The sequence below is a fragment of the Symbioplanes lichenis genome, assembly GCF_030709675.1.
Taxonomy (GTDB): Bacteria; Actinomycetota; Actinomycetes; order Mycobacteriales; family Micromonosporaceae; genus Actinoplanes; species Actinoplanes lichenis.
In genome coordinates, this window is sequence record NZ_JAUZQD010000012.1 from 39773 (window position 1) to 62924 (window position 23152).

At 70.7% G+C, this 23152-nt stretch carries 24 protein-coding genes and 1 riboswitch; of the genes, 14 read left to right on the top strand and 10 right to left on the bottom strand.

Annotated elements, in window-relative coordinates:
* Nucleotides 1-72 precede the first annotated feature (72 nt).
* The 3 genes from RAN62_RS27190 to RAN62_RS27200 all read left to right on the top strand — a co-directional run bounded on the left by RAN62_RS27190 (nt 73) and on the right by RAN62_RS27200 (nt 2798).
* Entirely contained in the window at nt 73-933 is an 861-nt protein-coding gene (locus tag RAN62_RS27190; RefSeq protein ID WP_305787620.1) for a hypothetical protein, read from the top strand.
* Nucleotides 934-1193: 260 nt separating this feature from the next.
* Nucleotides 1194-1808, top strand: coding sequence for an alpha/beta hydrolase (locus tag RAN62_RS27195; RefSeq protein WP_369077210.1), 615 nt, complete (start codon nt 1194-1196; stop codon nt 1806-1808).
* A 69-nt stretch (nt 1809-1877) separates the two neighbouring features.
* Nucleotides 1878-2798, top strand: a complete 921-nt coding sequence (locus RAN62_RS27200; RefSeq protein ID WP_305787621.1) for a DUF1996 domain-containing protein — start codon at nt 1878-1880, stop codon at nt 2796-2798.
* 257 nt (nt 2799-3055) lie between these two features.
* On the opposite strand, the gene RAN62_RS27205 is transcribed toward RAN62_RS27200, so the two are convergent.
* Nucleotides 3056-3820, bottom strand: a complete 765-nt coding sequence (locus tag RAN62_RS27205) for an ABC transporter ATP-binding protein (RefSeq protein ID WP_305787622.1) — start codon at nt 3818-3820, stop codon at nt 3056-3058.
* Nucleotides 3813-4712, bottom strand: a complete 900-nt coding sequence (locus RAN62_RS27210; RefSeq protein ID WP_305787623.1) for an ABC transporter permease — start codon at nt 4710-4712, stop codon at nt 3813-3815. Before RAN62_RS27210 ends, RAN62_RS27205 begins: the two co-directional genes overlap by 8 nt.
* A gap of 169 nt (nt 4713-4881) precedes the next feature.
* Between RAN62_RS27210 and RAN62_RS27215 the strand changes: the two genes are divergently transcribed.
* On the top strand, nt 4882-5490 hold the full coding sequence (locus RAN62_RS27215; protein ID WP_305787624.1) for a TetR/AcrR family transcriptional regulator: 609 nt from the start codon (nt 4882-4884) through the stop codon (nt 5488-5490).
* On the opposite strand, the gene RAN62_RS27220 is transcribed toward RAN62_RS27215, so the two are convergent.
* A complete protein-coding gene (locus tag RAN62_RS27220) occupies nt 5453-8113 on the bottom strand; it encodes a putative bifunctional diguanylate cyclase/phosphodiesterase (RefSeq protein ID WP_305787625.1) in 2661 nt (886 codons plus the stop codon). The two genes, RAN62_RS27215 and RAN62_RS27220, sit on opposite strands and share 38 nt — an antisense overlap.
* A gap of 201 nt (nt 8114-8314) precedes the next feature.
* Here RAN62_RS27220 and RAN62_RS27225 point away from each other — a divergent pair, with 201 nt between their 5' ends.
* Both RAN62_RS27225 and RAN62_RS27230 read left to right on the top strand, forming a co-directional pair.
* Nucleotides 8315-8647 (top strand): hypothetical protein, encoded by a 333-nt coding sequence (locus RAN62_RS27225; RefSeq protein WP_305787626.1) that lies wholly within the window; start codon nt 8315-8317, stop codon nt 8645-8647.
* A gap of 31 nt (nt 8648-8678) precedes the next feature.
* Nucleotides 8679-9245 carry a hypothetical protein gene (locus RAN62_RS27230; RefSeq protein ID WP_305787627.1) on the top strand — a complete coding sequence of 189 codons (567 nt, stop codon included), beginning with the start codon at nt 8679-8681 and terminating at the stop codon, nt 9243-9245.
* Between the two features lie 67 nt (nt 9246-9312).
* Here the strand turns inward: RAN62_RS27230 and RAN62_RS27235 are convergent, their stop codons facing one another.
* On the bottom strand, nt 9313-11580 hold the full coding sequence (locus tag RAN62_RS27235; protein ID WP_305787628.1) for a glycosyl hydrolase family 28-related protein: 2268 nt from the start codon (nt 11578-11580) through the stop codon (nt 9313-9315).
* Between the two features lie 178 nt (nt 11581-11758).
* On the opposite strand from RAN62_RS27235, the gene RAN62_RS27240 reads away from it, so the two are divergent.
* Nucleotides 11759-12118, top strand: a complete 360-nt coding sequence (locus RAN62_RS27240) for a helix-turn-helix domain-containing protein (RefSeq protein ID WP_305787629.1) — start codon at nt 11759-11761, stop codon at nt 12116-12118.
* On the opposite strand, the gene RAN62_RS27245 is transcribed toward RAN62_RS27240, so the two are convergent.
* Nucleotides 12066-12527, bottom strand: a complete 462-nt coding sequence (locus tag RAN62_RS27245) for a hypothetical protein (RefSeq protein ID WP_305787630.1) — start codon at nt 12525-12527, stop codon at nt 12066-12068. The genes RAN62_RS27240 and RAN62_RS27245 overlap by 53 nt on opposite strands.
* Nucleotides 12528-12632: 105 nt before the next feature.
* Between RAN62_RS27245 and RAN62_RS27250 the strand changes: the two genes are divergently transcribed.
* Nucleotides 12633-12884 carry a hypothetical protein gene (locus RAN62_RS27250; protein ID WP_305787631.1) on the top strand — a complete coding sequence of 84 codons (252 nt, stop codon included), beginning with the start codon at nt 12633-12635 and terminating at the stop codon, nt 12882-12884.
* The gene (locus RAN62_RS27255) at nt 12881-13225 is read left to right on the top strand and encodes a type II toxin-antitoxin system PemK/MazF family toxin (protein WP_305787632.1); all 345 of its coding nucleotides are present in this window, start codon (nt 12881-12883) and stop codon (nt 13223-13225) included. The genes RAN62_RS27250 and RAN62_RS27255 overlap by 4 nt, the downstream gene beginning before the upstream one ends.
* On the opposite strand, the gene RAN62_RS27260 is transcribed toward RAN62_RS27255, so the two are convergent.
* Nucleotides 13226-14758, bottom strand: coding sequence for a GGDEF domain-containing protein (locus tag RAN62_RS27260; protein ID WP_305787633.1), 1533 nt, complete (start codon nt 14756-14758; stop codon nt 13226-13228).
* Between the two features lie 152 nt (nt 14759-14910).
* On the opposite strand from RAN62_RS27260, the gene RAN62_RS27265 reads away from it, so the two are divergent.
* From RAN62_RS27265 to RAN62_RS27285, 5 genes are all read left to right on the top strand, one after another.
* Nucleotides 14911-15411 (top strand): hypothetical protein, encoded by a 501-nt coding sequence (locus RAN62_RS27265; RefSeq protein WP_305787634.1) that lies wholly within the window; start codon nt 14911-14913, stop codon nt 15409-15411.
* Nucleotides 15412-15436: 25 nt separating this feature from the next.
* Nucleotides 15437-15904, top strand: a complete 468-nt coding sequence (locus RAN62_RS27270) for a hypothetical protein (RefSeq protein WP_305787635.1) — start codon at nt 15437-15439, stop codon at nt 15902-15904.
* Entirely contained in the window at nt 15901-19134 is a 3234-nt protein-coding gene (locus RAN62_RS27275) for a LamG-like jellyroll fold domain-containing protein (protein WP_305787636.1), read from the top strand. The genes RAN62_RS27270 and RAN62_RS27275 overlap by 4 nt, the downstream gene beginning before the upstream one ends.
* Nucleotides 19135-19199: 65 nt before the next feature.
* A complete protein-coding gene (locus tag RAN62_RS27280) occupies nt 19200-20030 on the top strand; it encodes an alpha/beta fold hydrolase (protein WP_305787637.1) in 831 nt (276 codons plus the stop codon).
* Nucleotides 20023-20631 carry a TetR/AcrR family transcriptional regulator gene (locus tag RAN62_RS27285; RefSeq protein WP_305787638.1) on the top strand — a complete coding sequence of 203 codons (609 nt, stop codon included), beginning with the start codon at nt 20023-20025 and terminating at the stop codon, nt 20629-20631. The genes RAN62_RS27280 and RAN62_RS27285 overlap by 8 nt, the downstream gene beginning before the upstream one ends.
* Here the strand turns inward: RAN62_RS27285 and RAN62_RS27290 are convergent.
* The 4 genes from RAN62_RS27290 to RAN62_RS27305 all read right to left on the bottom strand — a co-directional run bounded on the left by RAN62_RS27290 (nt 20619) and on the right by RAN62_RS27305 (nt 22937).
* Nucleotides 20619-20750, bottom strand: coding sequence for a hypothetical protein (locus tag RAN62_RS27290; RefSeq protein WP_305787639.1), 132 nt, complete (start codon nt 20748-20750; stop codon nt 20619-20621). The genes RAN62_RS27285 and RAN62_RS27290 overlap by 13 nt on opposite strands.
* Nucleotides 20747-21103: a transcriptional regulator gene (locus RAN62_RS27295; RefSeq protein ID WP_305787640.1), complete on the bottom strand. Its 357-nt coding sequence runs from the start codon at nt 21101-21103 to the stop codon at nt 20747-20749. The genes RAN62_RS27290 and RAN62_RS27295 overlap by 4 nt, the downstream gene beginning before the upstream one ends.
* Nucleotides 21100-21789, bottom strand: coding sequence for a hypothetical protein (locus tag RAN62_RS27300; RefSeq protein ID WP_305787641.1), 690 nt, complete (start codon nt 21787-21789; stop codon nt 21100-21102). The genes RAN62_RS27295 and RAN62_RS27300 overlap by 4 nt, the downstream gene beginning before the upstream one ends.
* A gap of 131 nt (nt 21790-21920) precedes the next feature.
* Nucleotides 21921-22937, bottom strand: coding sequence for a coiled-coil domain-containing protein (locus RAN62_RS27305; protein WP_305787642.1), 1017 nt, complete (start codon nt 22935-22937; stop codon nt 21921-21923).
* A gap of 4 nt (nt 22938-22941) precedes the next feature.
* A riboswitch (cyclic di-AMP (ydaO/yuaA leader) is annotated at nt 22942-23078 on the bottom strand.
* Nucleotides 23079-23152 lie beyond the last annotated feature (74 nt).

The following is a 23152-nucleotide window of genomic DNA, read 5'->3' on the forward strand; positions in this document are numbered from 1 at the left end:
CCCCGGCCGTTCCCCCGTGTGGGTGGCGTAACGCTGAGTTTCGACGCCGACAGTCCCTCAGGGGGAAAGACCATGAAGCGCACCCGTACCGCCGCAGCCGCCCTGGCGCTCACTGCGCTGCTGGGTATGACCGCTTGCGCCCGCCCGGCCCCGGCCGGAGTGGCCGACCTCGCCGCCGACTCCGGCGTGCCCGAGCCCTCGGCCTCCGTGACGCCCAGTGACGACGTCCCGCCGGAACTCCAGGTCATCCCGTCGGCCTCCGCCCCGGCCGGCCAGGGCGCCTCGGAAGAGGAAGAGGCCGTCATCGAGCCGCCGACCGTCGCCAAGACCCAGAAGTGGGTCAAGATCTTCAGCGGCCCGTCCGACAAGGACATCACCCCGCCGGCCTCGATCACCTCCGGCAGCAAGACCGTCGAACTGAACGCCACCGAGAACGACGAGATCGGCACCTACGTCACCGACGGCGCCGGCCGCACCCTCTACCGCTTCGACGAGGACGACAACAAGCCGCCCAAGGCCACCTGCAACGGCGACTGCGCCAAGACCTGGCCGCCGCTCCTCATCAAGTCCCCCGGCAAGATCTTCCCCAAGGGCCTCGACCCCAAGATCCTCGGCTATGTCGAGCGCGCCGACGGTCACTGCCAGGTCACCATCAACGGCTGGCCGGTCTATTACTTCGCCCAGGACACCGAGCCGGGCGACATCAAGGGCCAGGGCGTCAAGGGCACCTGGTTCGCCGTGGCCCCGGACGGCGGCAAGACCCAACTCCCCGACGCCGACGCGGGCTCCACCGACTCGGACCCCGGCTCGTCGGACCCGGACTCCTCCGACTCGGGCTCCGACGCGGACTCCGGCGACTCGGGCACGGGCGGCGGCACCGGCGCCGAGAGCGACGCCGGCCCGATCGAGAACCCGCCGGCCCCCGGCTACTGATCTCCCCGAACCCCGCGACCCCGGTCAGGCTTCAGCACAGGCCAGGCCGGGCCCTCGCGGAGCCACGCCGGTCGCGCCTTCAAGGCGGTGCGACCGGCGTCCGGCATGGACCGAACCCACCCGGACCGGATCAGAGCTCTCCCGCCCGAGTCGCCCCGCCGTCATCGCTGACGGGTGATGGTAGTCACAGACGCGATTGATCGCTCAGCATCCGGGGGCCGACGTCCGTCCTTGGTGGACATGAAATCAGGAGTGTCGATATCTCTCGTGGCGCTGGTGATGGCCGCCTGTTCGGTGCCAACAACGCCCGCGACCTCGACATCGTCCGGGCCGTCCTCGGCGAGAAACAGCTCAACCTGCTCGGCCAGTCGTACGGAACCTATGTGGCCGCTGTCTACGGCACGCTCTTCCCCGCCCGCCTCAACCGCTCCGTCCTCGACTCGGCGATCAACCCGCAGTGGCCGTGGCGCGAGGCTTGGCGGCAGCAGGCGATCGAGCAGAACGCGGTGGTCGCCTCGGACCTGCGGATGTTCGCCGAGAAGTTTCCGTACGCCTGGGGCGCCAAGTCTGCCGTCCCGCAGGCTTGCGCCTTCAACAGCCGCAAGCCGATCGAGCCGCTGGTCTCCCCCCGCCGCTCGGGTTACCCGCAGGGCCTGGTGGTGCAGGGCGAGTTCGATCCCAGCACCCCGTACGCCGGCGGCGTGGCCATGGCCGCCCAGGTCGACGATCGTCTGGTCACGGTCGTCCGGGACGGTCAGCACGTCCCGTACGGCGACAATCCGTGCGTGACAGCGACGGTCGACGCCTACTTCCTCGAGGGCACACTGCCGCCGGTGGGCGCCCGGTGCCCTGGGGGCGACCCGGCGAGCCGATGACGTATCGAAATGTGACGCTGTCTCTTTTGCTACACGCTGGGTGTGTCGGCGCCTGCGTATGGTGAAGGTATGGCGGACGCGTGGAGCCGGCGCCGGGCTGTCACGTTGACCCTGGCGATCGAGCTGGTGCTCGCCGGGGTGGCGATCGGTGCCGCGCGCGTGACGTCGCCGCAGCTCGGGCCCGATTATGTCGACATCGCCAAGGTGCCGGCCGCGACGGTGCCGGTGGCGGCGCCCGGCTCCTACACCTGGGACTGCGGCCGCAACGAGATCGGCCACCGCAACACCGCCAACATCGTCGTCACGCCGCGCCGGCCCGGGCCTGTGCACCATGTGCACGATTACGTCGGCAATCTGTCCGTCGACGTGGGCTCGACCGTCGAAAGCCTCCCCGGCGCCGCGACCACCTGCACGAACGGTGACCAGTCCACCTACTACTGGCCGGCCCTCCGCATGGGCGGCACCGGCGAGCACGGCGGCGCGGTCCAGGTGCCGGCCGAGGTGACTCTGCGGTTCTATGGAAATGCGCGCACGCCGGTTGTTCCGATGCCGCAACTGTTGCGGGGCGCGGTCGGGGACGCCTATGCGTACACGAATGGCGGCGCCCTGGCGGCACCCGTCTGGAGCTGCTCGGGCGAAACCGATCGGCGCACTCTGCTCTATCCGGTGTGCGGCCGGGGCGAGCGGGTCCTGCGCATTTTCGACTTCCCGAGCTGCTGGGACGGCCGGCGCGTCGACAGCAAGGGCCACCGGCAGCATCTCGTCTTCCCGGAGGCGGGCGGCGGGTGTCCGGTGTCGACCTTCCCGGTGCCGCGGTTGGAATTGACCGTCGCCTATGACGTGCCGCGCGGGACGCCCTATCGGATCGACGCCTTCGACGCGCAGCGGCACAGTCCGCGGACGGATCACGCCTTCTTCGTCAATCTCATGCCCGACGGGTTAATGCGGCAGATCGCCGAGTGCCTCAATGCCGGCCGGACGTGCCGGTGACGATCGCGGCGCCTGCGTGAGCCGTGCTTCTGCTGCGCGACGGATCGAGCTGATCGACAATCTCGCCGGGTCACCTGGGCGTCGCCTCGCTCCGCCCCCACGATCGGCACCGTCGCCGCCCACGTCAATGACGCGCGAGCGGCGGCTGGTCACCCGCGCCACTGGAGGAGCCGCCTGCTGGAAAGGCAGCGGCCGCGGCGACGATCGGGAGTGAGGCGGAGCGGACCAGGGTGAGGTGGGGCCTCACCCTGGCCAGGTCACTTCTTGACGTACGCCTCGTATTCCTTCATCACCGCGTCGGTGGGGCCGTCGGCGCGGATCTTGCCGGACTCGAGCCAGATGGCGCGCTCGCAGGTGTCGCGGATGGACTGTTCGCTGTGGCTGACCAGGAAGACCGTGCCGGCCTCGGCGCGGAGGTCGCGGACGCGCTGCTCGCTGCGCTTGCGGAACTTGGCGTCGCCGGTGGCGAGGGCCTCGTCGATGAGCAGGACGTCGTGCTTCTTGGCGGCGGCGATGGAGAACTTGAGGCGGGCCGCCATGCCGGACGAGTAGGTGCGCATCGGCAGGGAGCTGAAGTCGCCGCGGTCGTTGATGCCGGAGAAGTCGATGATCTCCTGGGTGCGGGCCTTGACCTCGGCCGGCGACATGCCCTGGGCGAGGCAGCCGAGGACGACGTTGCGCTCGCCGGGTAGGTCGTTCATGAGGGCCGCGTTGACGCCCAGCAGCGACGGCTGGCCGGCCGAATAGATGGCGCCCTTCTCGACCGGGAGCAGGCCGGCGATCGCGCGGAGCAGGGTGCTCTTGCCCGAGCCGTTGGTGCCGATCAGGCCGATGGCCTCACCCTTGTACGCGACGAAGCTCACGCCCTTGACCGCGTGCACCTCGCGCAGGCCGGAGGGCTTGGCCCCGGTGACGATGCGCTTGAAGCTGGCGACCGGGCTCTTGGCGCCGCCGCCCGACTGCTGGACGCGGTAGACGATGTGGGCGTCGTCCACGATGACGGTGGGTTCGCGATCAGCCACGGCCGTAGCCCTTCTCTCCGCGCCAGAAGTAAGCGTAACCGCCGAGGCCGGCGACGGCGGCCCAGCCGGCGGCCAGGATCCAGAGCGTCAGCGGCGAGGAGGCCAGCGGCACGTCCTGCATCAGCGCGTGACGCATCAGGTCGATGTAGACGAGCAGCGGGTTCGCCTCGATGAGCTCGCGCAGCCAGCCGATGTGCACGGCCTCCTCGAACTTGGTGACCGGGTAGATCACCGCGGAGCCGTAGAGCCAGATGCGCATGATGAAGGGGACCAGCTGCTTGAAGTCGGCCACCTTGGAGCCGAAGCGGGCCACGGCCATCGCGAGGCCGGCGTTGAAGATCGACTGCAGCAGGAAGATCGGCACGATGAGCAGCCACTCGAGGGTGATCGGCTCGCCGAAGGCCAGCACGATGACCATGAGGACGGCCATCGAGGCGACCATGTTGCGCACCTCGACCATGGTGATGGCGAGCGGCAGGCTGGCCCGGGGGAAGTGCAACGCCCGGATCAGGCCCATGTTGCCGCTGATCGCCTGGGTGCCCGCCTGGACCACCGACTGGGTGAACCCGAAGACGAAGACACCGGTGCACAGGTACGCCGTGAAGTTGTCGATGCCCCGGGAGGTCTCCAGGATGACACCGAAGATCACGTAGTAGACCGCCGCGTTGAACAGCGGCGTCAGCACCTGCCAGAGCATGCCCAGCCGGGTCTTGCCCAGCGAGGAGGTGACCTTCGCGTTCGCGTACGAGGCGATGAAGTGCCTGTACGCCCACAGCTGCCGCGTGTACTCGGGCAGGCTGGGCAACCGTCCGGCGAAGGTGAGCCCGTGGCGGCGAGCGAGCTCGCCGAGAGGCACACCGGTGTCGGAATCGGCGACCGCCGTCTGAGACATGGGGTGGCGCTCCGATCTGGTCGGTCCGTCGGGGGATGGGGACCTGGGTTCGCGCGGTAACACACCAGCAAGTGTGCCGCGATGAAACGCTGTCGTATCGACGACCGGTCGAAAACTAACCGAACGAACGTCGAAACGCAACCGTTGCGTTCTGGCGTATAGTGTCCCCGTGGCGACAGCAAAACGTGCACCGGCCGGTGCGGCCGTTCTCCGCGGGGACATCACCGCGGCCATCCGCAACGCCGTGATGCACGAGCTGGCCGAGGTCGGTTACGGCCGGCTCTCCATCGAGGCGGTGGCGCGCCGGGCCGGGGTAGGCAAGACCGCTGTCTACCGCCGGTGGAAGAACAAGCTCGAGATGGTGCTCGAGATCGTCTCCGGCGTGGCAGAGCGTAGCGTGCCCATGCCCGACACCGGTAGCTTTGCGTCGGATCTGCAACTCTTGATGTTCATCGTCAGCAAGGCGCTCCAGCACCGGATCGCCTCGCAGATCATCCCTGACCTCATGGCCGAGGCCGCCCGCAACCCGAAGATCTCGGAGACGCTGCAGCGGGCCTTGCGCACGCATCAGGTCACTCTCGGTGAAAAAATCGTCGGTCAGGCGATCGAGCGGGGCGAGCTGCCCGCGGGCACCGACCCCGAGATCGCGGTCGATCTCATGATCGGCCCGCTCTACTGGCGGCTCGCGGTCTCCCGCACCCCGATCGACGACGACTACCTCGAGAAGATGGCGGCCTCCGTCACCGCGGCACTGAAAGCCGGTCCTCCGCCAGGGTGAAGCCGCTGATCAGCTCGGGCGCCATCGGCCGGGCGAAGTGGAAGCCCTGCGCCCGCAGATAGCCCAGGTCGCCCAGCCGCGCGGCCTGCTCCGGCGTCTCGACGCCCTCGGCCACCGCCTCCACGCCCATCGTCCGGGCCAGCTGCAGGACGGCTCCCGCGATCGCGTCCGGGCCGGCCCCGGGAGCGAACGAGCGGTCCAGCTTGATCTGGTCGACCGGGCAGTTCTTGAGCAGGCTGAGCGTCGAGGCGCCGGTGCCGAAGTCGTCCAGCGACAGCCGCACGCCCAGCGCCCGCAGCTCGCTCAGCGTCTCGTGGGTCGCCCCGCCGCCCAGCGCGATCGACTCGGTGATCTCGATCGTGAGCCGCGACGCCGCCAGCCCGGTCTCGGCCAGCACGGCCGCGACCTCCTCGGCGAAGCCGGCGTTCTGCAGCTGCCGCGCCGACACGTTGACGCTCATGGTGCCCGGGGCGCGGTCGCCCAGCTCGCGCTCCCACGCCGCCGCCTGCCGGCACGCCTCGCGCAGCACCCAGCGTCCCAGCGGCACGATCATGCCGGTCAGCTCGGCGCCGGGGATGAACTCGCCCGGCCCGAGCAGGCCACGTTTCGGGTGCACCCAGCGCACCAGCGCCTCCACGCCGGTCAGCTCGCCGCCGGGCAGGGTCACCACCGGCTGGTAGTGCAGGACGAACTCCTCGCGCTCCAGGGCGGTGGTGAGGGCGGCCGTGATGCGGTGCCGTTCGGCGCCCCGGGCCTCCGAGCCCGGCCGGTAGCGCTGGTAGCCGCCGTCGCCCCGCTCCTTGGCCTCGTACATGGCGATGTCGGCCTGGCGCAGCAGGTTGCCCGGGTCGTCGCCGCCGCGGCCCTCGACCACGCCGAAGCTCGCGCGCACGCTCAGCAGGTGCCCGTCGATGTCCACCGGTACGGCCAGCGCGTCCGCGATCCGCTCCAGCACCCGGTCGACGCTCCCGCCGTCCAGCCCCTCGAAGAGGATCGCGAACTCGTCGCCGCCGAGGCGGGCCACGGTGTCCGACGGCCGTACGGTCGACAGCATCCGCTCCGCCACCGCGACCAGCAGGCCGTCGCCGGTCGCGTGCCCGAGCGTGTCGTTGACGGTCTTGAAGTCGTCCAGGTCCACGAGCACGATGCTGACCGCCTGGCCGGCCCGGGCCCGCCGGACGCACGCCTCGACCCGCTCGCCGAAGAGCGCGCGGTTGGCCAGCCCGGTCAGCACGTCGTGGGTCGCCTCGTAGCTGAGCCGCTCGTGCGCCTCGACCGTCTCGGTGACGTCCCGGCCGTTGCTGATGATGCCGCCGACGCTCGGCTCGCCCGCGAGGTTGGCGCTGGTGACCTCGAGGGTTCGCCACGAGCCGTCGGCGTGCGCGAAGCGCGTCCGATATGTCGCGATCGTGCCGGTGGGCGCCGCGGCGAGCGCCGCCACGGCCTTGGTGAGCGGCTCCCGGTCCTCGGGGTGCACGCGCTCGCGCAGATCGGTGCCGACCACCGTGCCGGGTGCGTAGCCGAGGACGTTCTCGACCGCGGGACTGATGTAGGAGATGACGCCGCTGCCCAGCTCGGTGATGGTCACGACATCGCTCGAATTCTGCACGAGCAGGCGGAACCGCTGCTCCTTGAGCCGCAGCTCGAGCATGTTGGTGTCGAGCCGGGCGAGCAGCTGGTTGTTCTCCCGCATCGAGGTCAGCTGGCGCACGATCACCAGGGCGGTGAGCGCGACGGCGGCCACGGCGACCGGCAGCAGGTCCCGGCTGTCCCGCACGATCAGGACGATGAGCAGCGCGCTTGTGGCGCCGGCGGCCAGGTAGGGCAGCGTGCTGTAGCGACGGGCGGGAGCAGCCGGCCCCTGCGACCGCGCGGCCAGGGCGACGAAGAACGAGCCGACCGGCAGGATGAGCAGGTTGGCGTCCAGGTACTCGTGCCGGTCGAACAGCGGCGTGAGCACCGCGCCGGCGATGCCGGTCAGGAAGGCGAGACGCAGCGCGCGCATCGACCGGTCGTCGAGCGTGGCCGCGGCCGTGATCGCCGTCTTCGCGATCGCGAGCGCACCGAGCAGACCCGCCGCGACCAGGGCGATGCCGGCCACGGGGGCGACGTGCTGACTGCCGTCGAACATGCTCCGCGCGGAGAAGTGCCAGTAGAAGATCCCGACGGCGGCGACGACGATGCCGATGTCGAGGCCGGTCGCGATGCGCTGGGCCCGGGAGGTCAGCCCCCACGGCAGCGCCAGCAGGCTCCAGACCATCAGCACGGTGCCGGCCGTCTGGAGCAGGCCGCCGGACGTGCTCACCTCGGTGACCATGTGGAGGCCGGCGTGCAGCGAGGTCGCCGTCCGCAGGGCCGCCGCGGCGGCGAGGATGCCGAGCGAGACGCCGAAGCGCCGCCAGAACCGCCGGAGGGCGACCGCCTCGGACGCGGAGCCGGCCCGCCAGCAGAGGACGGCGGCCACGGCCGCGGACACGGGAGCGATCAGCCACCCGGTCAGCTCGGGACCGACGGGACCGGTGAGGAAGGCGAGAACCAGCCAGGCGACGGCCGCGGCGGCCAGCGATCCGGAGATCACGAGCAGCCGCCGGTCCCACCCGGCAGCGCGGGGCTCGCGGTCCATGGCAGTCCTCTCCTGGGGGTGGCGTTGCCCGCACGATCGGTACTCCCGCGAGCCGGCTGAGCATTCCGGAGCCCGCCCCCGGGAGCAAGAGGGTGGCCGCGGCGGGTTTTCGCACCCGGTTCGAACCGTTGATCAAGCTCATGCCGCCGGGCCGCCCGCCGAAAGGAGGGGTCCCCTGATCCCCCGACCGCTCGGAGCGTCATGTCCAGCACCACGATCTTCGGCTCAGCCTCCCTGCTGACCCTCGCCCTCAGCGGCACCGACACGCTCGAGGTGACGCTGACCCACCCTGCCACTCCGCCGGCCGGGTTCGTCGGCTTCTGGCAGAACGCGGACGGCTCGGTGCGCCTGTGCCTGGCCGAGGACGGCTCGTTCGAGGGCCGGGTCGCCGGGCGCCGCCGGGCCGCGCGGGGCACGTACCACCCGGAAGGCGCGGGCGTGCTGCTGCGTGACGAGTCGGGGTTGCGTACCCCCGTCAACCGGGCCGCGGACGGCCTGGAGATGGCCGGTCACCAGCTCTTCAAGGTGCGCTAAGCGTCGGCCGCCGGCCGCCGAAGCGAAGGGCATGCGGTTCCTCGCGCTGCTCCTGCTCGCCGTCCCGGTGACGGTCGGCGGCTGCAGCGCGCTCGGGCTCGGCTCGGGCTCCGGCCAGGGCGGCTCCGCGGCGAGCGCGACACCCACCCCCGGCACCCCCTGGATCGTGTACGACCAGGGCAGTCCAACGCCCAGCCCGAAGGTCACCTTCAAGGGGGGCTCACGATCGCCGGTGCTGCCCCCGGTCTCGTTCCTGCCCGTGGACCCCGCGTGCGCCAGGAGCTGGACGGTCAACCCGGTGCTGATCCCGATGGAGGTCACGCCGGGCCAGGGCAGTCTCAAGGTCACCTGGCCCCGGCAGTTCGGCTCCGACTACCGCATCACGGCGGTCAAGCAGCCGCTGGTGTCGGGGAGCCAGCCGCCGTACACGTGGAAGAAGATCGCCGCGGCGACCGGGTGCACGGTCACCACGACGATCAGCGGGCTGCAGTCCGGGACGCCGTACGTCGTGTGGCTCGACGCTCCCGGCACCGGTTACGAACCTGACGGGACGCGTCACCCGTACAGCGGGAAGTCGGGTGTCGTCTATCCGCGGTGAGCGAAACCGGAGCCGGGCCTGACGTGCGCTTGAGGTTGAGCGAGCAGACTTAAGCAGTCACCGGGGATCAGGGGGCTGTCACGGTGGCGGCGGCGGAATTCTCGGCGGTGTCGGTGCGGTAGGCGACGACCTGGTAGGTGCCGCTCAGACCGGCCGGGGCGGTGAACTGCTCGGTGGCCGTGCCGGTCACCAGGCCGAGCCGGTCGAGCAGGTGGGACTCGCCGACGACGGTGTTCTCGACCATGACGAACGCCTGAACCGAGACCGCACCGGCCGGGGCGACGGCCGAGTAGTTGCTGGTCATCCAGCCCGCGGCGGCGTCGACCGTCGAGGCGTTGGAGCTGGCCAGGCGGGTGACCTTGCCGCTCGCGTCGGTGAAGGCGAGACCGGCGCGGACCCGGCGCGCGGTCGTCCCGGCCTGGAAGCTGGCGACCGAGGTGTAGGTCTGACCCACGACCGGAGAGACCTTCTTGCTGTACGTGCTGATCTGACCGGCCGTCGCGGAGGTCAACTGCAGCGAGGCGCCGCTGTTGGCCCCGCCCGAGGTGCTGCGCGAGATCTTGGTGCCCGAGCCGCCCGCGGTCCAGCCGGCCAGCCCGGCGGCGGCGTTCTCGAGGCCGGACGCGTCGGTGTCGAGCAGGTTGGCCGGGATCTCGGTGCTGCCGACCGGCAGGGTCGCGACAGGCAGGCCGTTGTTGTAGATCTTGTAGCCGGCCACGGCGTTCCCCGAGGCGTACGTCTCGTCCCAGGTGATCGTGTCCCCGGCGGCGGTCAGGTTGCCCGGCGTCTCCGGGGCGTTGGCGGCGGTACGCACGGCCGAGCCGATGACACCGCTCGTCGTGTTGCCGGTCACCGTGGTGTACGTGGGCTTGGCGCTGCCCTTGCGGACGCCCAGCTGAACGCCGTACCAGGTGGTGGGGCTGGCCTGGTCGTCGATGATCGTGTTGCCGGAGATCACGTCCTTGGCCCCGACCGAGATGCCGATGCCGGACGTGTCGAAGTAGCCCGCGCCGGTGCTGTACGCCGTCGAGCCACCGAAGCCGGCGTCGACGATGCGGTTGCCGGTGATCGTGTCCGCGGCGTTCTTGGTGCCGGACATGCCGTAGACAATGATGCCGGTCTCGCCGGAGCGCTCGATCACGTTGTCCCGGACGACATTGTTGCCGCCGGCCCGCACGACGTGGTCGCTGTCCGCGCTGCTGAAGTCGTCCCAGCCGCCGAGCGTGCCCGTGGTGCCGTCCGCGTCGGTGTAGTCGTCGTACGCCACCGCGACGCCGACCGTGTGCGAGTCGCGGATCGTGTTGCCCGTGACGACCATGTCGCGCGGGTTCGTGACGTCCTTGTTGTTGCCGGTGTGCGCGTAGCCGGAGTTGCTCTTGAGGACGATGTGAGAGCCCTCGAGCGTGTTCCCGCTGACGGTGCCGCCGACGACGCCCTCGAAGTACATGTTGCCGTACTCGTCGACGCCCCGGGCCTGGGCGACCGCGGGAGTCGTGTGGACGACGTTGTTGCGGACGACCGTACGGATGGCGTTGGTGAAGTCGAAGCTGTTGCCGTTGATCGTCGCGTCGAACTGGTTGTCCTCGATCACGGTGCCGTCGTTGCGGCCGCCACCACCGATGTTGTCCTCGTCGCCCGACTCGGCGCCGCCCCGGTTGTCCCAGCGGTTGTCGACGATCCGCGCGCCGGTCGCGTAGTTGATCCACAGCTTGAAGTACTCGAGGTTGGTGAAGCGCACCTGGCGTACGGTCCACCGGTCCCCGACCGAGATGCCGCCGGCGGTGTTCGTGCTGGCCCCGAGCGTGGTCCGGAAGTCGCACAGCTCGCCCGGCCGGCCCGGCATGGTCGCGTCGTCGAACGCGCCTGCGCCGGTGCGGCAGTTGCCGTTGACCGTCAGGTCGGAGACCAGGTTGCTGCTGCCGGCGACCTTGTCGTCGGTGGGCCGGACGATGAAGCTGTAGCTCCAGTTCTTCCAGTTCGACGTCGGGTCGGCGAGCAGGACCGTCTTGTCGATCCCGGCGCCACGCAGGCTGACGTTCGGGGGCAGGCGCAGACCCTTGGAGAGCCGGTACGTACCCTCCTGCAGCGCGACCGTGGCTGGCGTCTTCGTGGCGGCCTTCGTGATCAGCGCCGTGAGCACGGAGTAATCGTCGGCGGTCCCGCCCTTCGGCGCCGGAGCGGCGAAGCAGGTGGCGTCGCTCGCACAGTCGGCGGCAGTGAGCGGCGCGGGGCTGATGGTCGAGGTCAGCTCGTACGTCGGGACTGCGGCGGCATGCGCCGGGGCCGCGAGGAAGCTCGTCGCGGCCACGACCACGGCGGGGAGGATCAAACGCATTCTTACTCCGGCTACTTTCGGTTGCTGGGGGGTTGCAACCGTAAAAGTTCTTCAGTTTCGCCCGCCTCCTCCGAACGGACCATGTCGGACTTGTCCGACTAGCGGTCAGCGCTCAATACGCTCCGTAACGTGACCGAGGTCACCAGGTCGGGTGTGACATTTGTGCTACGTTGCTGGGGTGGGTGCCTTCTGGGACGACCTCGGCGAGGATCTGGCCGACCCCTTCCTGCGCCGGACCTACGCCGTGGAGTCCGTGCGCCAGGCCACGGTGAGCCGGATCGTCGCCCAGCTCGAGGAGGCCCGCCGCGCCGCCGGCCTGTCCAAGGCGGCCCTCGCCCGCGCCGTCGACACCAACCCCGACGCCCTGCGCCGCCTCCTGACCGCCGGCAATGTCAACCCGACGCTGAGCACCGTGGCCGAGATCGCCGCCGTGCTGGGCCTGCAGCTCACCCTGACCCCGCTGGCCGAGGAGGATCGCGCCCTCCTCACACCACCGATCGAGGATTCCGGCTCAGATACTCGGCGCCGAGAGCTCTGACCCACCGATAGTCGGCAGGCGCGAACCCGGTCCCCGGCGGCTTCCGCAGCCCGGCCACCACCACGAGCCACGGCCGCTCCGCCCCGATCGCCGCGGTGTCGATGAGACAGAAGAGCCTGTACTGCATCCGGTGCCGCCCGCTGCGCCGAGCCTCGTACCACCCGGTCATCTCCCCGTGCATCGCCTCCCACAACCCACCCCCGGCAAACCGATGCGGCGGCGCGTTGGCCACGGCGGCGAGGGTGGCCCGCAACTTCATGCGTACGGAGGGGTCGCACACCCGCAGGAACTCCCGCCCGGGCGCCATCTCGAACGGATCGTCCTCGGGGTGGCGCCGGAAGAACTTGATCTCGTGCGCGTCGTCCCGGGAGGGGCCCGTCCGGACGATCGGTGGTCGGCGAGTAGTCACTCGTACACTTATACAACGCCAGTTGTCCTGCGACTAGCACAGGTCTACCATCGGCACATGCGATCGACAGGCACAGAGGCGGTATACCGCGCGTATATTGAGCCCATGAATGAGCCGGTGAAGTCTGCGGCGGCACCGAAGAGCACGACGATGAAGATCAGCACGGCCCATCGCGACGCCTTGGCGCGCATCGCCTCCACCCTGGGGGTCGCCACCCTCGACGAGGCGCTCGGCGACGTCATCTTTCTCTACGAGTCCATGCGCGCCGTCGAGCAGTTGTCGGCCCAGGAGATCGCGGAGTGGCGGCGCGAGGCACACGAGTGGGCCGAGGCGGGCCCCGAGGTGTCCGACCGGTGACCGACGAGACCGTCCGGGTCCACCCGTGGGAGGTGTGGTGGGCCCAGCTCAGTCCGCAGGTCGGCCGTGAGCAGGCGGGTGAACGACCGGTGATCGTCGTCGGCTCGATGGTGGCCTGCGCACTGCCCAACGAGATGGCCCTGCTGGTCCCGTGCACGACGACCGGACGCGGCCTGGCGTTCCAGCCGCCGGTGACGCTGGCCGGCCGGCCCGGATACGCCATGTGCGAGCAGATCAAGGCCCTGTCCGTCCGGCGATTGGTGCGGCGGCACAGGCAAGGGCTCCTCGACACGGAGGAACGGCCCGCCGTGCGACGCGCGCTGCGGCAGATGCTGGTCTGATCAGGCGGCGAGGGTGTTGCGGCCGCTCCACTTGGCCGCGTAGAGGCGGTTGTCGGCCGCCTGGAAGAGGTCTTCGCCGGTCAGGCCCGGGCGCCAGGTGGCGATGCCCACGCTGACCGTCATGTGCACGTCGGCCAGGATGTCGGCCCGGGCGACCGCGGCGCGGATGCGTTCGCCGACTTCGGCGCCCGCGGGGGCTTCGGCACGAAGGAAGATCACGAATTCGTCGCCGGCGTAACGGACTGCCTCGTCGCCCTGGCGGCAGTGGGTGCGCAGGATGGCGGCCACCGCGCGGAGGGCCCGGTCGCCCGCGCTGTGGGAGTGGGCGTCGTTGACCGCCTTGAAGTGGTCGAGGTCGATCAGCAGCAGGGTCAGGGGGCCGCTGCCGGCCGGGTCGACGGCGTCGAGGAGGAGGTCGAAGCGGCGGCGGTTGCCGAGGCCGGTGAGGGGGTCGCGGAGGATCTCCTGTTCGGCTCGGGCGCGGGCGGCTTCGAGCTCTTCGCGCTGGCGGGCCTGGCGGAGCATGGCCAACCGTTGCAGGCGGAGGCGCCACAGGTCGCGGACCTGGCCCTCGATGGTTTCGAAGAGGTCGCGGCTGGCCGGGCCCGCGTCCAGATCGAGGGCGGTCAGGGCGAGCTCGAAGCGGATGATCGGGCGCTCGTCGGGGCGGGCGCCGGCCTCGGTGAGGTCGCGGGCGGCGATGAGCTCGCGGCGGGCCTCGTGGGGGTAGCCGTGGGCGCGCAGGCTGATGCCCAGGGCCAGGTGGGCCATGCGGGCGTACTGGTGGGTGCCGCCCGCGCGCAGCTCCATGACGACCGGGCGGGCCAGCTTCTCGGCGATGGTGGTCTCGCCCAGCTTGGCCAGGGCCAGGGCGTGGGCGGCGGTCACGGTCGGGTCGGGGTTGGTCTCCAGCCAGGCCCGGGTCAGCTCGGCGCTGCGCCGCAGCCGGGTGCGGGCCTCGTCGGCGCGGCCCACGTGGGCCAGACGCAGCCCCCAGTAGAGCAGCGTGACCGCGTGGACCAGGTCGAAGGACGAGGTGCGGTGGCGCAGGTGCTCGTACGCGGCGGCCGCCGTCTCGTAGAGCTCGGCCGCGGTGGCCGCCTCGGCGTAGGAGCACAGGGCGGAACGGTGCCGGTCGCCGCCGTGCGGCTGCGAGGTGAGCAGGACGCTCGCGCGGGCCAGGTTGCGCAGGCAGTCGACGTAGTGGCCGCTCAGCATGTGGATGTGGGCGAGGTCGCACAGCGCCTTGGCCCGGTCGGCCGCCGAGCCGGTCGCCTCGAGCAGGGCCGTGGCCAGCGGGAAGGCGTCGCTCACGCGGCCGAGGGCCAACAGGGCGTACATCCGGCCCTGCAGCAGGAACCGGACCGTCTTCTCGTCGTGCCGGGAGCGGGCGATCATCAGGTACGCGTCCACGGCCGCCAGCGCCTCGTGCGCCTGCCCGGTGTCGACGAGGTGGTGCACGCGCCGGGCCAGCAGATGCAGCGGGCCGTACGCGGTCACGTGCACCGGGAGCCGCGAGATCCAGTCCGCCATCACATCAGTATCGGTGGTTGATCCCCGTACCGAATGGCCTGACTTTTCAAATTGTCTCTGGTTTTGCTCAAGTTGATCTTGCCCCTGTCCGAACCTGCAGGTGAACGACGGCGGGACGGCCGTTGATCGAGTTTCCGACTGGGGAGTGGTGAATGGCTACGAAGCGCAGTGTTCAGCAGCGTCGCAAGAACCGTCGTCGCGCGGCGCTCGTCATGGTGCCGACGGTAGCGGGTGTGTTCGTCGCGGGCACCGCTTTCGCGTATTGGACCACCTCGGGCGCGGGCACCGCGACCAGCACCGCCGGCACCAACACCGCGGTGACCGTGACCGGCGTGGGCGCGACCGGCCTGACGCCGGGTGGCACCGCGCAGCCGATCACCTTCACGATCAACAACCCCGGCACGACCGCCCAGTACATCAGCTCCGTGGCGGTCAGCATCGCGAGCGTGACCAAGGCGTCCGGCGCGACCGGCAGCGACTGCACCGCGGCCGACTTCACGCTGACCCAGCCCAACGCCATCAACGAGGACATCGCGAGCGGCAGCAAGAGCTACGGCAGCACCCAGGGCGCCAAGATCGCGATGATCAACACCGCGGTCAACCAGGACGGCTGCAAGGGAGCCACGATCAACCTGGCGTTCGCTGCGTCCTGATACCGACCGGCCGAGGAGGGACACCATGCAGCGAGCCGTGCTGGCCGGCATCGTGCTGTCCCTTCTCGCCTCCGGCGCGGCCTTCGGCTACTGGTCGACGGCCGGCGGCGGCACGGGCACGGCCGCGGCGAGCGCCCCGAGCCCGATCACGCTGACTCCGGGCACGCCCGCCGGGCTGCTCTACCCCGGCGGGACGGCCGATCTCGCCGTCACGATCACCAACCCCAACACGTACGCCGTCCGCGTCCCGCAGCTCGCCCGTGACCCGCTCCAGGGCACGGGCGGCTACGCGGTCGACGCGGGGCACTCGGCGTGCGGGGTGGGTGCTCTTTCGTACACGACGCAGACCAACGGCGGCAGTGGCTGGACCGTGCCCGCTTCCGGCTCGCTGACCCTGGCCCTGACCGGGGCGTTGTCGCTGGCCGGCAGCGCCGCGAACGCCTGCCAGGGCGCGACCTTCCGCGTCTACCTGGGTACGGGCAGCGGCGTATGAGCCGGCGCTGGGTCGTCCTGCTCTTCGTCGCCGGCGCGCTGCTGGTCGGCGGCGGGGTGGCCTGGGCGTACTGGACGGCCCCGGCGACTCCCGGCAGCTCCGGCGGCGGGACAGCGGCCGAGGTGCCGGCGGCGACGACGCCCACGGTGGGCCGCTGGGCGGATCGCGCGGTGCAAGTCAGCTGGCCCGCGGTCACCCTCTCGAACGGCGTCCCGGCCGGCGGCTACGTCGTCCGCCGCTACCACGCGACCACCGGCGTCGCGCAGACCACCGGGCCGGGTTGCTCGGGCACGCTCGCCACCCTGACCTGCACGGAGACCGGTGTCCCGGCCGGCTCGTGGCGCTGGTCCGTCCAGGCGGTCATCGGCGCGAACTGGACCGGCGCCGAGAGCGCCAGGTCCGCGACGGTCGCCACGAGCACGGCCACGCTGACGCTCGCGCAGACCGTGTTCCGCGGCCCGTTCCCCGTCACCACGACCGGCACGCTCGCCGGCTTCGGCCAGAACGAGACCGTCACCTACAAGCTCGACGCCGGCACCACGCTGACCGGCTACCCCGGCGTCGTCGATGTCACGGGCGGGGCGCCGATCAGCTCGCTCGGCATCCCGTCGGCCGCCGACGGCACGCACACCGTCACGGCGACGGGCGGCAACGGCTCGGTCGCCACGACCACGATCACCATCGACACCACTCCCCCGGTCGTGTCGTCGCTGCAGTCGCCGGTCGCGCAGAACGGGTGGAACACCGCTCCGCCCGTACAGGTGACGCTCTCCGCAATTGACGCCACGACCAGCGTCGCGTCGATCCGCTACACCACCGACGGCAGTGATCCCACATCGTCCGGGACCGCGCAGACCTACACCGCACCCTTCTCCGTGTCGGCCACGACCACTGTGCGCTACTTCGCGACGGACACCGCGGGCAACGCGTCGGCGATCGGCTCGCGCACGATCCAGTTCGACCCCACCCCGCCCGCGAATTCGGTCGCCGTCTCCGCGGGGGCCCTGCTCTCCGGCGGCACGATCTACTACCGGGGTACGGCCGCCGGCTCCTTCACGATCACGAACACCGTCACCGACGCCCTCTCCGGCCCGGCCTCCAGCGCGACGGCCCTGAGCGGCACGACCACGGGCTTCACGCACACCCCCACCACGGTGAGTACGCCTCCGTACGTGTCGAGCCCCATCTCCTGGACCGCCGGGACCACCGCCGCGCCGACTGTGACAGTGACCGGCGCTGACGTCGCGGGCAACACCGCCGCCACCGTGCTGACGCTGACCAATGACTCCACGGCTCCGACCGGCGGTGGCGTGGACGCGACCGGTCTCACCGTCGGCCGGTACTCGACGACGACCTCGCTCTCCGTCGGCTTCACCAAGGGCACCGACGCCGGCGTGGGGCTGGCGGCCTCCGGCGCGCGGCTGCAACGGATCTCCGCCTCGCTCAGCAACGGCACGTGCGGTAGCTACGGGACGGCTGTCGTGCTCGCGACCGACCCCGGTTCCCCGTACGCGGACACCGCCCCTGACCAGGCCTGCCACCGCTACCAGTACGTGGTGCCGGACCGCCTCGGCAACACGGTCACCTACGAGTCGGGCGACGTGAAGGTCGACACCACCGCCCCGACCGCACCGACGTTCACCTACACGGCCGGGCCCGGCACGTACGCGTCCGGGCAGACCCTCTACTACCGGGGTGCGTCGGCTTCCGGCTCGTTCACCGTCGCCGCGTCGTCCAGCGATCCCGCGTCGGGCATCGCCGCGTACTCCTATCCGGCGTCGCTCGGCCCCGGCTGGACCGGCTCCTACGCGTGGACCAGCGCGAATCCGGCCGCCCCAGCCAACAAGACGGTCACGGCGACCAACAACGCGGGCCTGAGCGCGAGTGCCGTCATGACGCTGATCGAGGATTCCGTGGCGCCGACGGGCGGCTCGATCACGTACGCCACGGGCTTCCGGGTGAAGGCTTCGCAGACCCTGACCCTCAGCCCGGGTACGGACACCGGCTCCGGGATCGCCGCGAACTCCGGCACCGTGCAGCGGCGTACGGGCACGGTCGCGTCCCCCGGCGGCGCCTGCTCGATCACGACGTCGACCGCGTGGACGACCGTGGCGACGGGCGTGGGCACGACCTGGACCGACCCGAACATCAACGCCTCGACCTGCTACGAGTACCAGTACTCGGCGGCGGACAACCTCGGCAACCGCAGCGCCTGGTACGCCGGCCCGGGTCAGGTGGTGATCCCGGCCTACTCGACGTGCACGGACGCCCTCGCCGCGACGCCGCCGGACGGCTACTGGAAGCTCAACGAGACCGGCACCACGGTCGCCACGGACTCCAGCACCAAGACGAACACCGGCACCTACCAGGGCGGGTACTCGCAGGGCGTACCGGGGATCTGCGGGGTCAGCACCTACTTCGACGGCGCGTCGGGTTACGTCTCGACGCGGAACTCGGTTGCCTACCCCGGACCGCAGGTGCTCTCGGTCGAAACGTGGTTCGCGACCACCACGACCAACGGCGGCAAGCTGGCCGGCTTCGGCGACAAGCAGACCGGCAGCTCGAGCAACTACGACCGGCACCTCTTCATGACCAAGGACGGGAAGATCAACTTCGGCGTCGTGTCGTCGCTGCTCAACCTGGGCCGCTTCACCGCCACGTCGGCCAAGGCCTACAACGACGGCATCTGGCACCACGCGGTGGGCACGCTGTCGAGCGCCGGCGTCAAGCTCTACATCGACGGCGGCGCCGAGGTGGTCACCAACACCGGCACGACGACCGCGCAGAACTACGCCGGCTGGTGGCGGATCGGCGGCGACAGTCTGGTCGGCTGGTACCCACTGCTGAACGGCGGGAGCGACTACTTCGCGGGGCAGTTGAGCAATGCGGCGGTGTGGAACACGTACGCGCTGACGCCGGCCGACGCCTGGAACCACTTCATCGCCGGCTGGGTCGCCACGAGCCCGACCGCCTCGTCGATGGCGGCGGCCGAGGTGGCCTCGATCCAGCGCGCCCCTTCTTTTTACCGGCCCTCTTCACCTGCTCGTTCGCCGTCGCCTTCCCCGTCTCCATCCCCTTCCCCCACGCCGAGCACTCCGTCGCCCATGCCGTCGGCTCCCACCTCGGCGCCGACATCGCCTCCACCGAGCCGCACATCTCCGTCCCCGTCCGCCAACCCGTCCCCCACGCCGTCGGCCTCCGGAGATCCACCCCTTGCGAACGTTGGCTAATCACGCTAGCTTTTAGCTAACGCAGCTAGCCAAACGGCACGGCTCGCCGGACCTGGGGACCTACCATGACCGAATTTCTGACCGTCGAGCACGGCACCATCGCCTACGACGTGACCGGCACCGGACCGCTCGTCGTCCTGGCCCCCGGCATGGGCAACACCCGCGACGCCTACCGCTTCGTCACGCCCCGGCTGGTGGCGGCCGGTTACCGGGTCGCCGTCGCCGACCTGCGGGGTGCCGGCGAGTCGAGCGCGGCATGGCCGTCCTACACGCGTACGGACATCGCCGGCGACCTGGTCGCGCTGATCCGGCACCTCGGCGGCCCCGCCGTCCTGGTCGGTCACTCGATCTCCGGCGGCGCCGCCACCATCGCGGCCGCCCAGGCGCCCGATCTGATCACCGGCGTGGTCGAGCTGGCGCCCTTCACCAAGACACAGACGTTCAAGCTGGGCGACCTGGGCCACGCCGGCTATCGCAAGGGCACGATCCGGCTGGCCGGCACCATGATGGGCCGCCTGTCGTCGTGGACGAAGTACCTCGAGGGGGCGTACCCGGGGAAAAAGCCCGCCGACTGGACCACCTATCTGGCCGGCGTCGAGGCCGACCTGCGCCGCCCCGGCCGCATGAAGGCCCTGCAGGGCATGACGAAGTCGACTCCGGCCGACGCGGGTGCCCAGCTGGGCAACGTGCGCTGCCCGGTGCTGGTCGTCGAGGGCTCGCTCGACCCCGACTGGGCCGACCCGAAGGCCGAGGGTGAGGCGATCGTGGCCGCGCTGCCGGCCGGGCTGGGCCGGCTTGCGATGATCGAGGGGGCGGGGCACTACCCGCACGCGCAGTACCCCGACGAGGTGGTGGCCCTCATGCTGTCCTTCCTGCAGGCGAACGCCCGTGCCTAGGGCCGGCCTCGCTCCGGCCTCGGTCGTCGCGGCCGGCGCGGAGCTCGCCGACGAGATCGGCTTCGCCAACCTGACGATGGGCCTGCTCGCCGAGCGGGTCGGCGTGAAGACGCCGTCGCTCTACAAACACGTCGCGTCGCTCGAGGCCCTGCAGCACGCGATCGCCGGCCAGGCCCGGCGCGAGCTCACCGACGCGGCGGCCCGGGCCGCGGTCGGCAAGTCCGGCCCGGAGGCCGTGGTCGCCTTCGCCACCGCCTGGCGCCGCTGGGCCCTGGACCACCCCGGGCGCTACGCCGCCACCGTGCGCGCGCCCACCGCCGAGGACGACGAGGAGGACCGAGCCTTGGCCAACGAGGCCCTCCGCATCATGTACGACATCCTCGCCGGCCTGGACCTGCCCCGCAGCCGCCTGACCGACGCCGCCCGCGTCCTGCGCTCGGCCCTGCACGGCTTCGCCACCCTGGAGAGCGCCGGCGGCTTCGGCCTCGCCCGCGACGTGGACCGCAGCTTCGCGTACCTCGTCGACACCCTGATCGCCGGTCTGCGAGCGAACAACGCCCCGACCGCGGACGACGCCGCCCCCGCCACTCACCAGATCTGAACCTCGGGGAAGTCCGCGGCCGGGCCGTCGAGCAGGCGCTGCCGCAGGTGCAGATCGAAAAGGCCGACGGGTACGCCTGCTGGACGCGCACCGCCCGGGCGGGGGCGGCGGGTGGTCATCGGTCCTCCGGAGGGTGGGTGTTCTCCACGCGGGCGATGAGTTGCTTGAGCCGGCCGATCTCCTCGGTCAGCGCGGCGCGACCGGCGGCGGTCAAAGTGATCCAGGTGCGGGCGCGCCGGCCCTCGTAGCCCTTCTCGATCTCGATCAGGCCGGCCTCCTCCAGGACGCTCAGATGCTTGGAGAGGTTGCCGGCGGTCAGTTCCAGGTGGGTGCGCAGATAGCCGAACTCGACCCGGCGGGCCTCGTGCGTGATGGTGAGGATGCCGAGGCGTACGCGCTGGTGCACCACCTCGTCGAGCCCGGTGACCGGGTGCGCGGCGTCCTCCTCCGGGGTGCCGGTCACGGTCGTCACCGGCGCCGCCGGGCGGCCACGCGGAAGCCGGCCGCCCCCAGCAGCAGCACCGCCCCCGCGATGAGCTGCGGCACCGCCAGGCCCAGCCGGATGCCCCAGTGCGGCGGACCGAAGCCGAAGTTCATCGGCAGGGCCAGCACCACGAGCGCCAGATAGCCGACCGTGAACACCAGCAGCAGGACGTTGCGCTCCAGCCCGGCCAGCACGAGCAGCGACAACCCGATGACGCCCCACGGCATGATCAGCCGGTCCAGCGCGAACCACCAGTACGGCAGCGGACCCTCCGGCACCGGATGGCTCGAGAGGTACACGGACATCGCCGCCCACGCGGTCGGGAACAACACAGTCGTGGCGGCGCCGGTGATCGCGTAGGGCAGGACGCGGGCGCTCAGGCCCCGGGCCCGCGCGGCGCGCAGGTAGATGTAGGTGATGGCCGCATAGGCCAGCAGGGACGCCAGCGGCCAGTAGAAGAGCATGCCCCGGCGCGAGAACGTGCAGCTGCCGTCGGGCAGGCACTGCACCTTCATGAAGAACCAGTCGAACGGAACGGCGGCGAGCGTCACGGCGGCCAGGATCAGCAGCGCGCCCCACGTCATCCGCCGGTCCAGCCGGACCCGGTGAGCCAGAGCACGCATGTCCGACAGCACCCGGCGCGGATCGTCGGCGGGCATCGATTCAGCGGTCATGCCAATACGTTTCCACAGCAAACCTTTTGGCGCTAGTGCGCGACAGCTCTTGATCTTGCGGCGGCAGGTACGCGAAAGCCCCCGCCCTCGAGAGCGAGAGGGCGGGGGCTCGTGGGGCGCGGAAGCAGGCGCTACAGCATCGACACGTGCACGTGGTCCTCGTGCGTGCTCGGGCCGTGGTACGTCTTCCAGCCGGTGGCCGGGAACCAGATCATCCGGTTCCAGATGACGTAGAGGATGCCCAGGCGATCGGCGTTGCGGACCAGGAAGGCCATGAGGTCGTTGCCGTACTGGAAGGTGTCCTGGTTGTGGTAGACCCGGAAGCCGCTCTTCTCGAGGGACCAGTCGCAGGCGCGACCCTTGGGGTGCTCGAAGGGGCCGCCGTCGCGGTGACAGCCGACGAAGCGGTTGAAGCCGGCCTTCTTCACCTCTTTGTACATGTGGAGCGTGCGCGCGGTGATGCAGCCGTTGGTGGTCGGGTCGTCGACCGTGCAGGGCAGCGGGCCGTAGTCGCCGTCGGCGTTGCGGGGGGCCGGGTCGGCGATCTTGCTCTTGGTGTCGACCAGGCCCTTGGTGACCACGTCGCCGCCGACCAGGGCGAGGGCGTCCTCGGCGGACTCCTTCTGCTTCTCCATGGCGGCGAGGTTCTGCTTCTGCGCCTTGACCTCGGCGTCGAGCTTGGCCTTGGCCGTCGCGACCTCGTCGATGGCGGCGTTCAGCTCGCGCAGCTTGTGGTCGTTGCGGTTGTTGATCTCCTCGAGGGAGACCGCCTTGTCCAGGAAGCCGGTGGGCGAGTTGGTGTCCAGCATGAAGCCGAAGGTGGTGATGCGCCCGGTGCGATACTGCTGCGCCGCGACCGCGTTCACCTCGGGGATCAGCTTGTCCCGCTTCGCCTCGGCCGTCTTGACCTGGAGCGAGAGGTTGAGCTGGTTCTTGGTCGACTTGGCGACCGCGTTCTTCGCCTCGGTGAAACGCCGGCCGGTGCTCTCGAGCACGTCGTTGAGCCGCGTGTCGTCGGCCTCCTCGGCCGTGTCCGGGCCGGTGCTGGGCGCCGCGCTCGCGGAGGACACCGGCGTGCCGACCAGACCGGCGGTGACGAGCGTGGACAAGGCGAGAATCAGCCATCGGCGGCCGGGTCTTGCCGTCATGCAGTTTCCTTCCAGGTAGCCGCCGACCGGGTTAGCTGACGGGTTCGGGACGGAAGCGATCCCTACCGCTGACTCAGCGGATTCACCCCATTACTGCGTGGGTCCCCGGTTCACCTTTCCGTGATTGAGCGGTGGCTCGCCGGCGCCGTTCGGGCGGCACCTGTCGGGGCGAGACCGGCCGAAAGCTTACCTGACCGGAGCCGTTTCCTCAGCGC

Coding starts and splice junctions, on each gene's coding strand:
- RAN62_RS27300 (WP_305787641.1), bottom strand. CDS start 21,789: ATGACCGCTGAATCGATGCCCGCCGACGATCCGCGCCGGGTGCTGTCG.
- RAN62_RS27225 (WP_305787626.1), top strand. CDS start 8,315: ATGTCCAGCACCACGATCTTCGGCTCAGCCTCCCTGCTGACCCTCGCC.
- RAN62_RS27220 (WP_305787625.1), bottom strand. CDS start 8,113: ATGGACCGCGAGCCCCGCGCTGCCGGGTGGGACCGGCGGCTGCTCGTG.
- RAN62_RS27280 (WP_305787637.1), top strand. CDS start 19,200: ATGACCGAATTTCTGACCGTCGAGCACGGCACCATCGCCTACGACGTG.
- RAN62_RS27235 (WP_305787628.1), bottom strand. CDS start 11,580: ATGCGTTTGATCCTCCCCGCCGTGGTCGTGGCCGCGACGAGCTTCCTC.
- RAN62_RS27290 (WP_305787639.1), bottom strand. CDS start 20,750: ATGACCACCCGCCGCCCCCGCCCGGGCGGTGCGCGTCCAGCAGGCGTA.
- RAN62_RS27200 (WP_305787621.1), top strand. CDS start 1,878: ATGGCGGACGCGTGGAGCCGGCGCCGGGCTGTCACGTTGACCCTGGCG.
- RAN62_RS27305 (WP_305787642.1), bottom strand. CDS start 22,937: ATGACGGCAAGACCCGGCCGCCGATGGCTGATTCTCGCCTTGTCCACG.
- RAN62_RS27210 (WP_305787623.1), bottom strand. CDS start 4,712: ATGTCTCAGACGGCGGTCGCCGATTCCGACACCGGTGTGCCTCTCGGC.
- RAN62_RS27250 (WP_305787631.1), top strand. CDS start 12,633: ATGAATGAGCCGGTGAAGTCTGCGGCGGCACCGAAGAGCACGACGATG.
- RAN62_RS27190 (WP_305787620.1), top strand. CDS start 73: ATGAAGCGCACCCGTACCGCCGCAGCCGCCCTGGCGCTCACTGCGCTG.
- RAN62_RS27275 (WP_305787636.1), top strand. CDS start 15,901: ATGAGCCGGCGCTGGGTCGTCCTGCTCTTCGTCGCCGGCGCGCTGCTG.
- RAN62_RS27265 (WP_305787634.1), top strand. CDS start 14,911: ATGGCTACGAAGCGCAGTGTTCAGCAGCGTCGCAAGAACCGTCGTCGC.
- RAN62_RS27260 (WP_305787633.1), bottom strand. CDS start 14,758: ATGGCGGACTGGATCTCGCGGCTCCCGGTGCACGTGACCGCGTACGGC.
- RAN62_RS27230 (WP_305787627.1), top strand. CDS start 8,679: ATGCGGTTCCTCGCGCTGCTCCTGCTCGCCGTCCCGGTGACGGTCGGC.
- RAN62_RS27270 (WP_305787635.1), top strand. CDS start 15,437: ATGCAGCGAGCCGTGCTGGCCGGCATCGTGCTGTCCCTTCTCGCCTCC.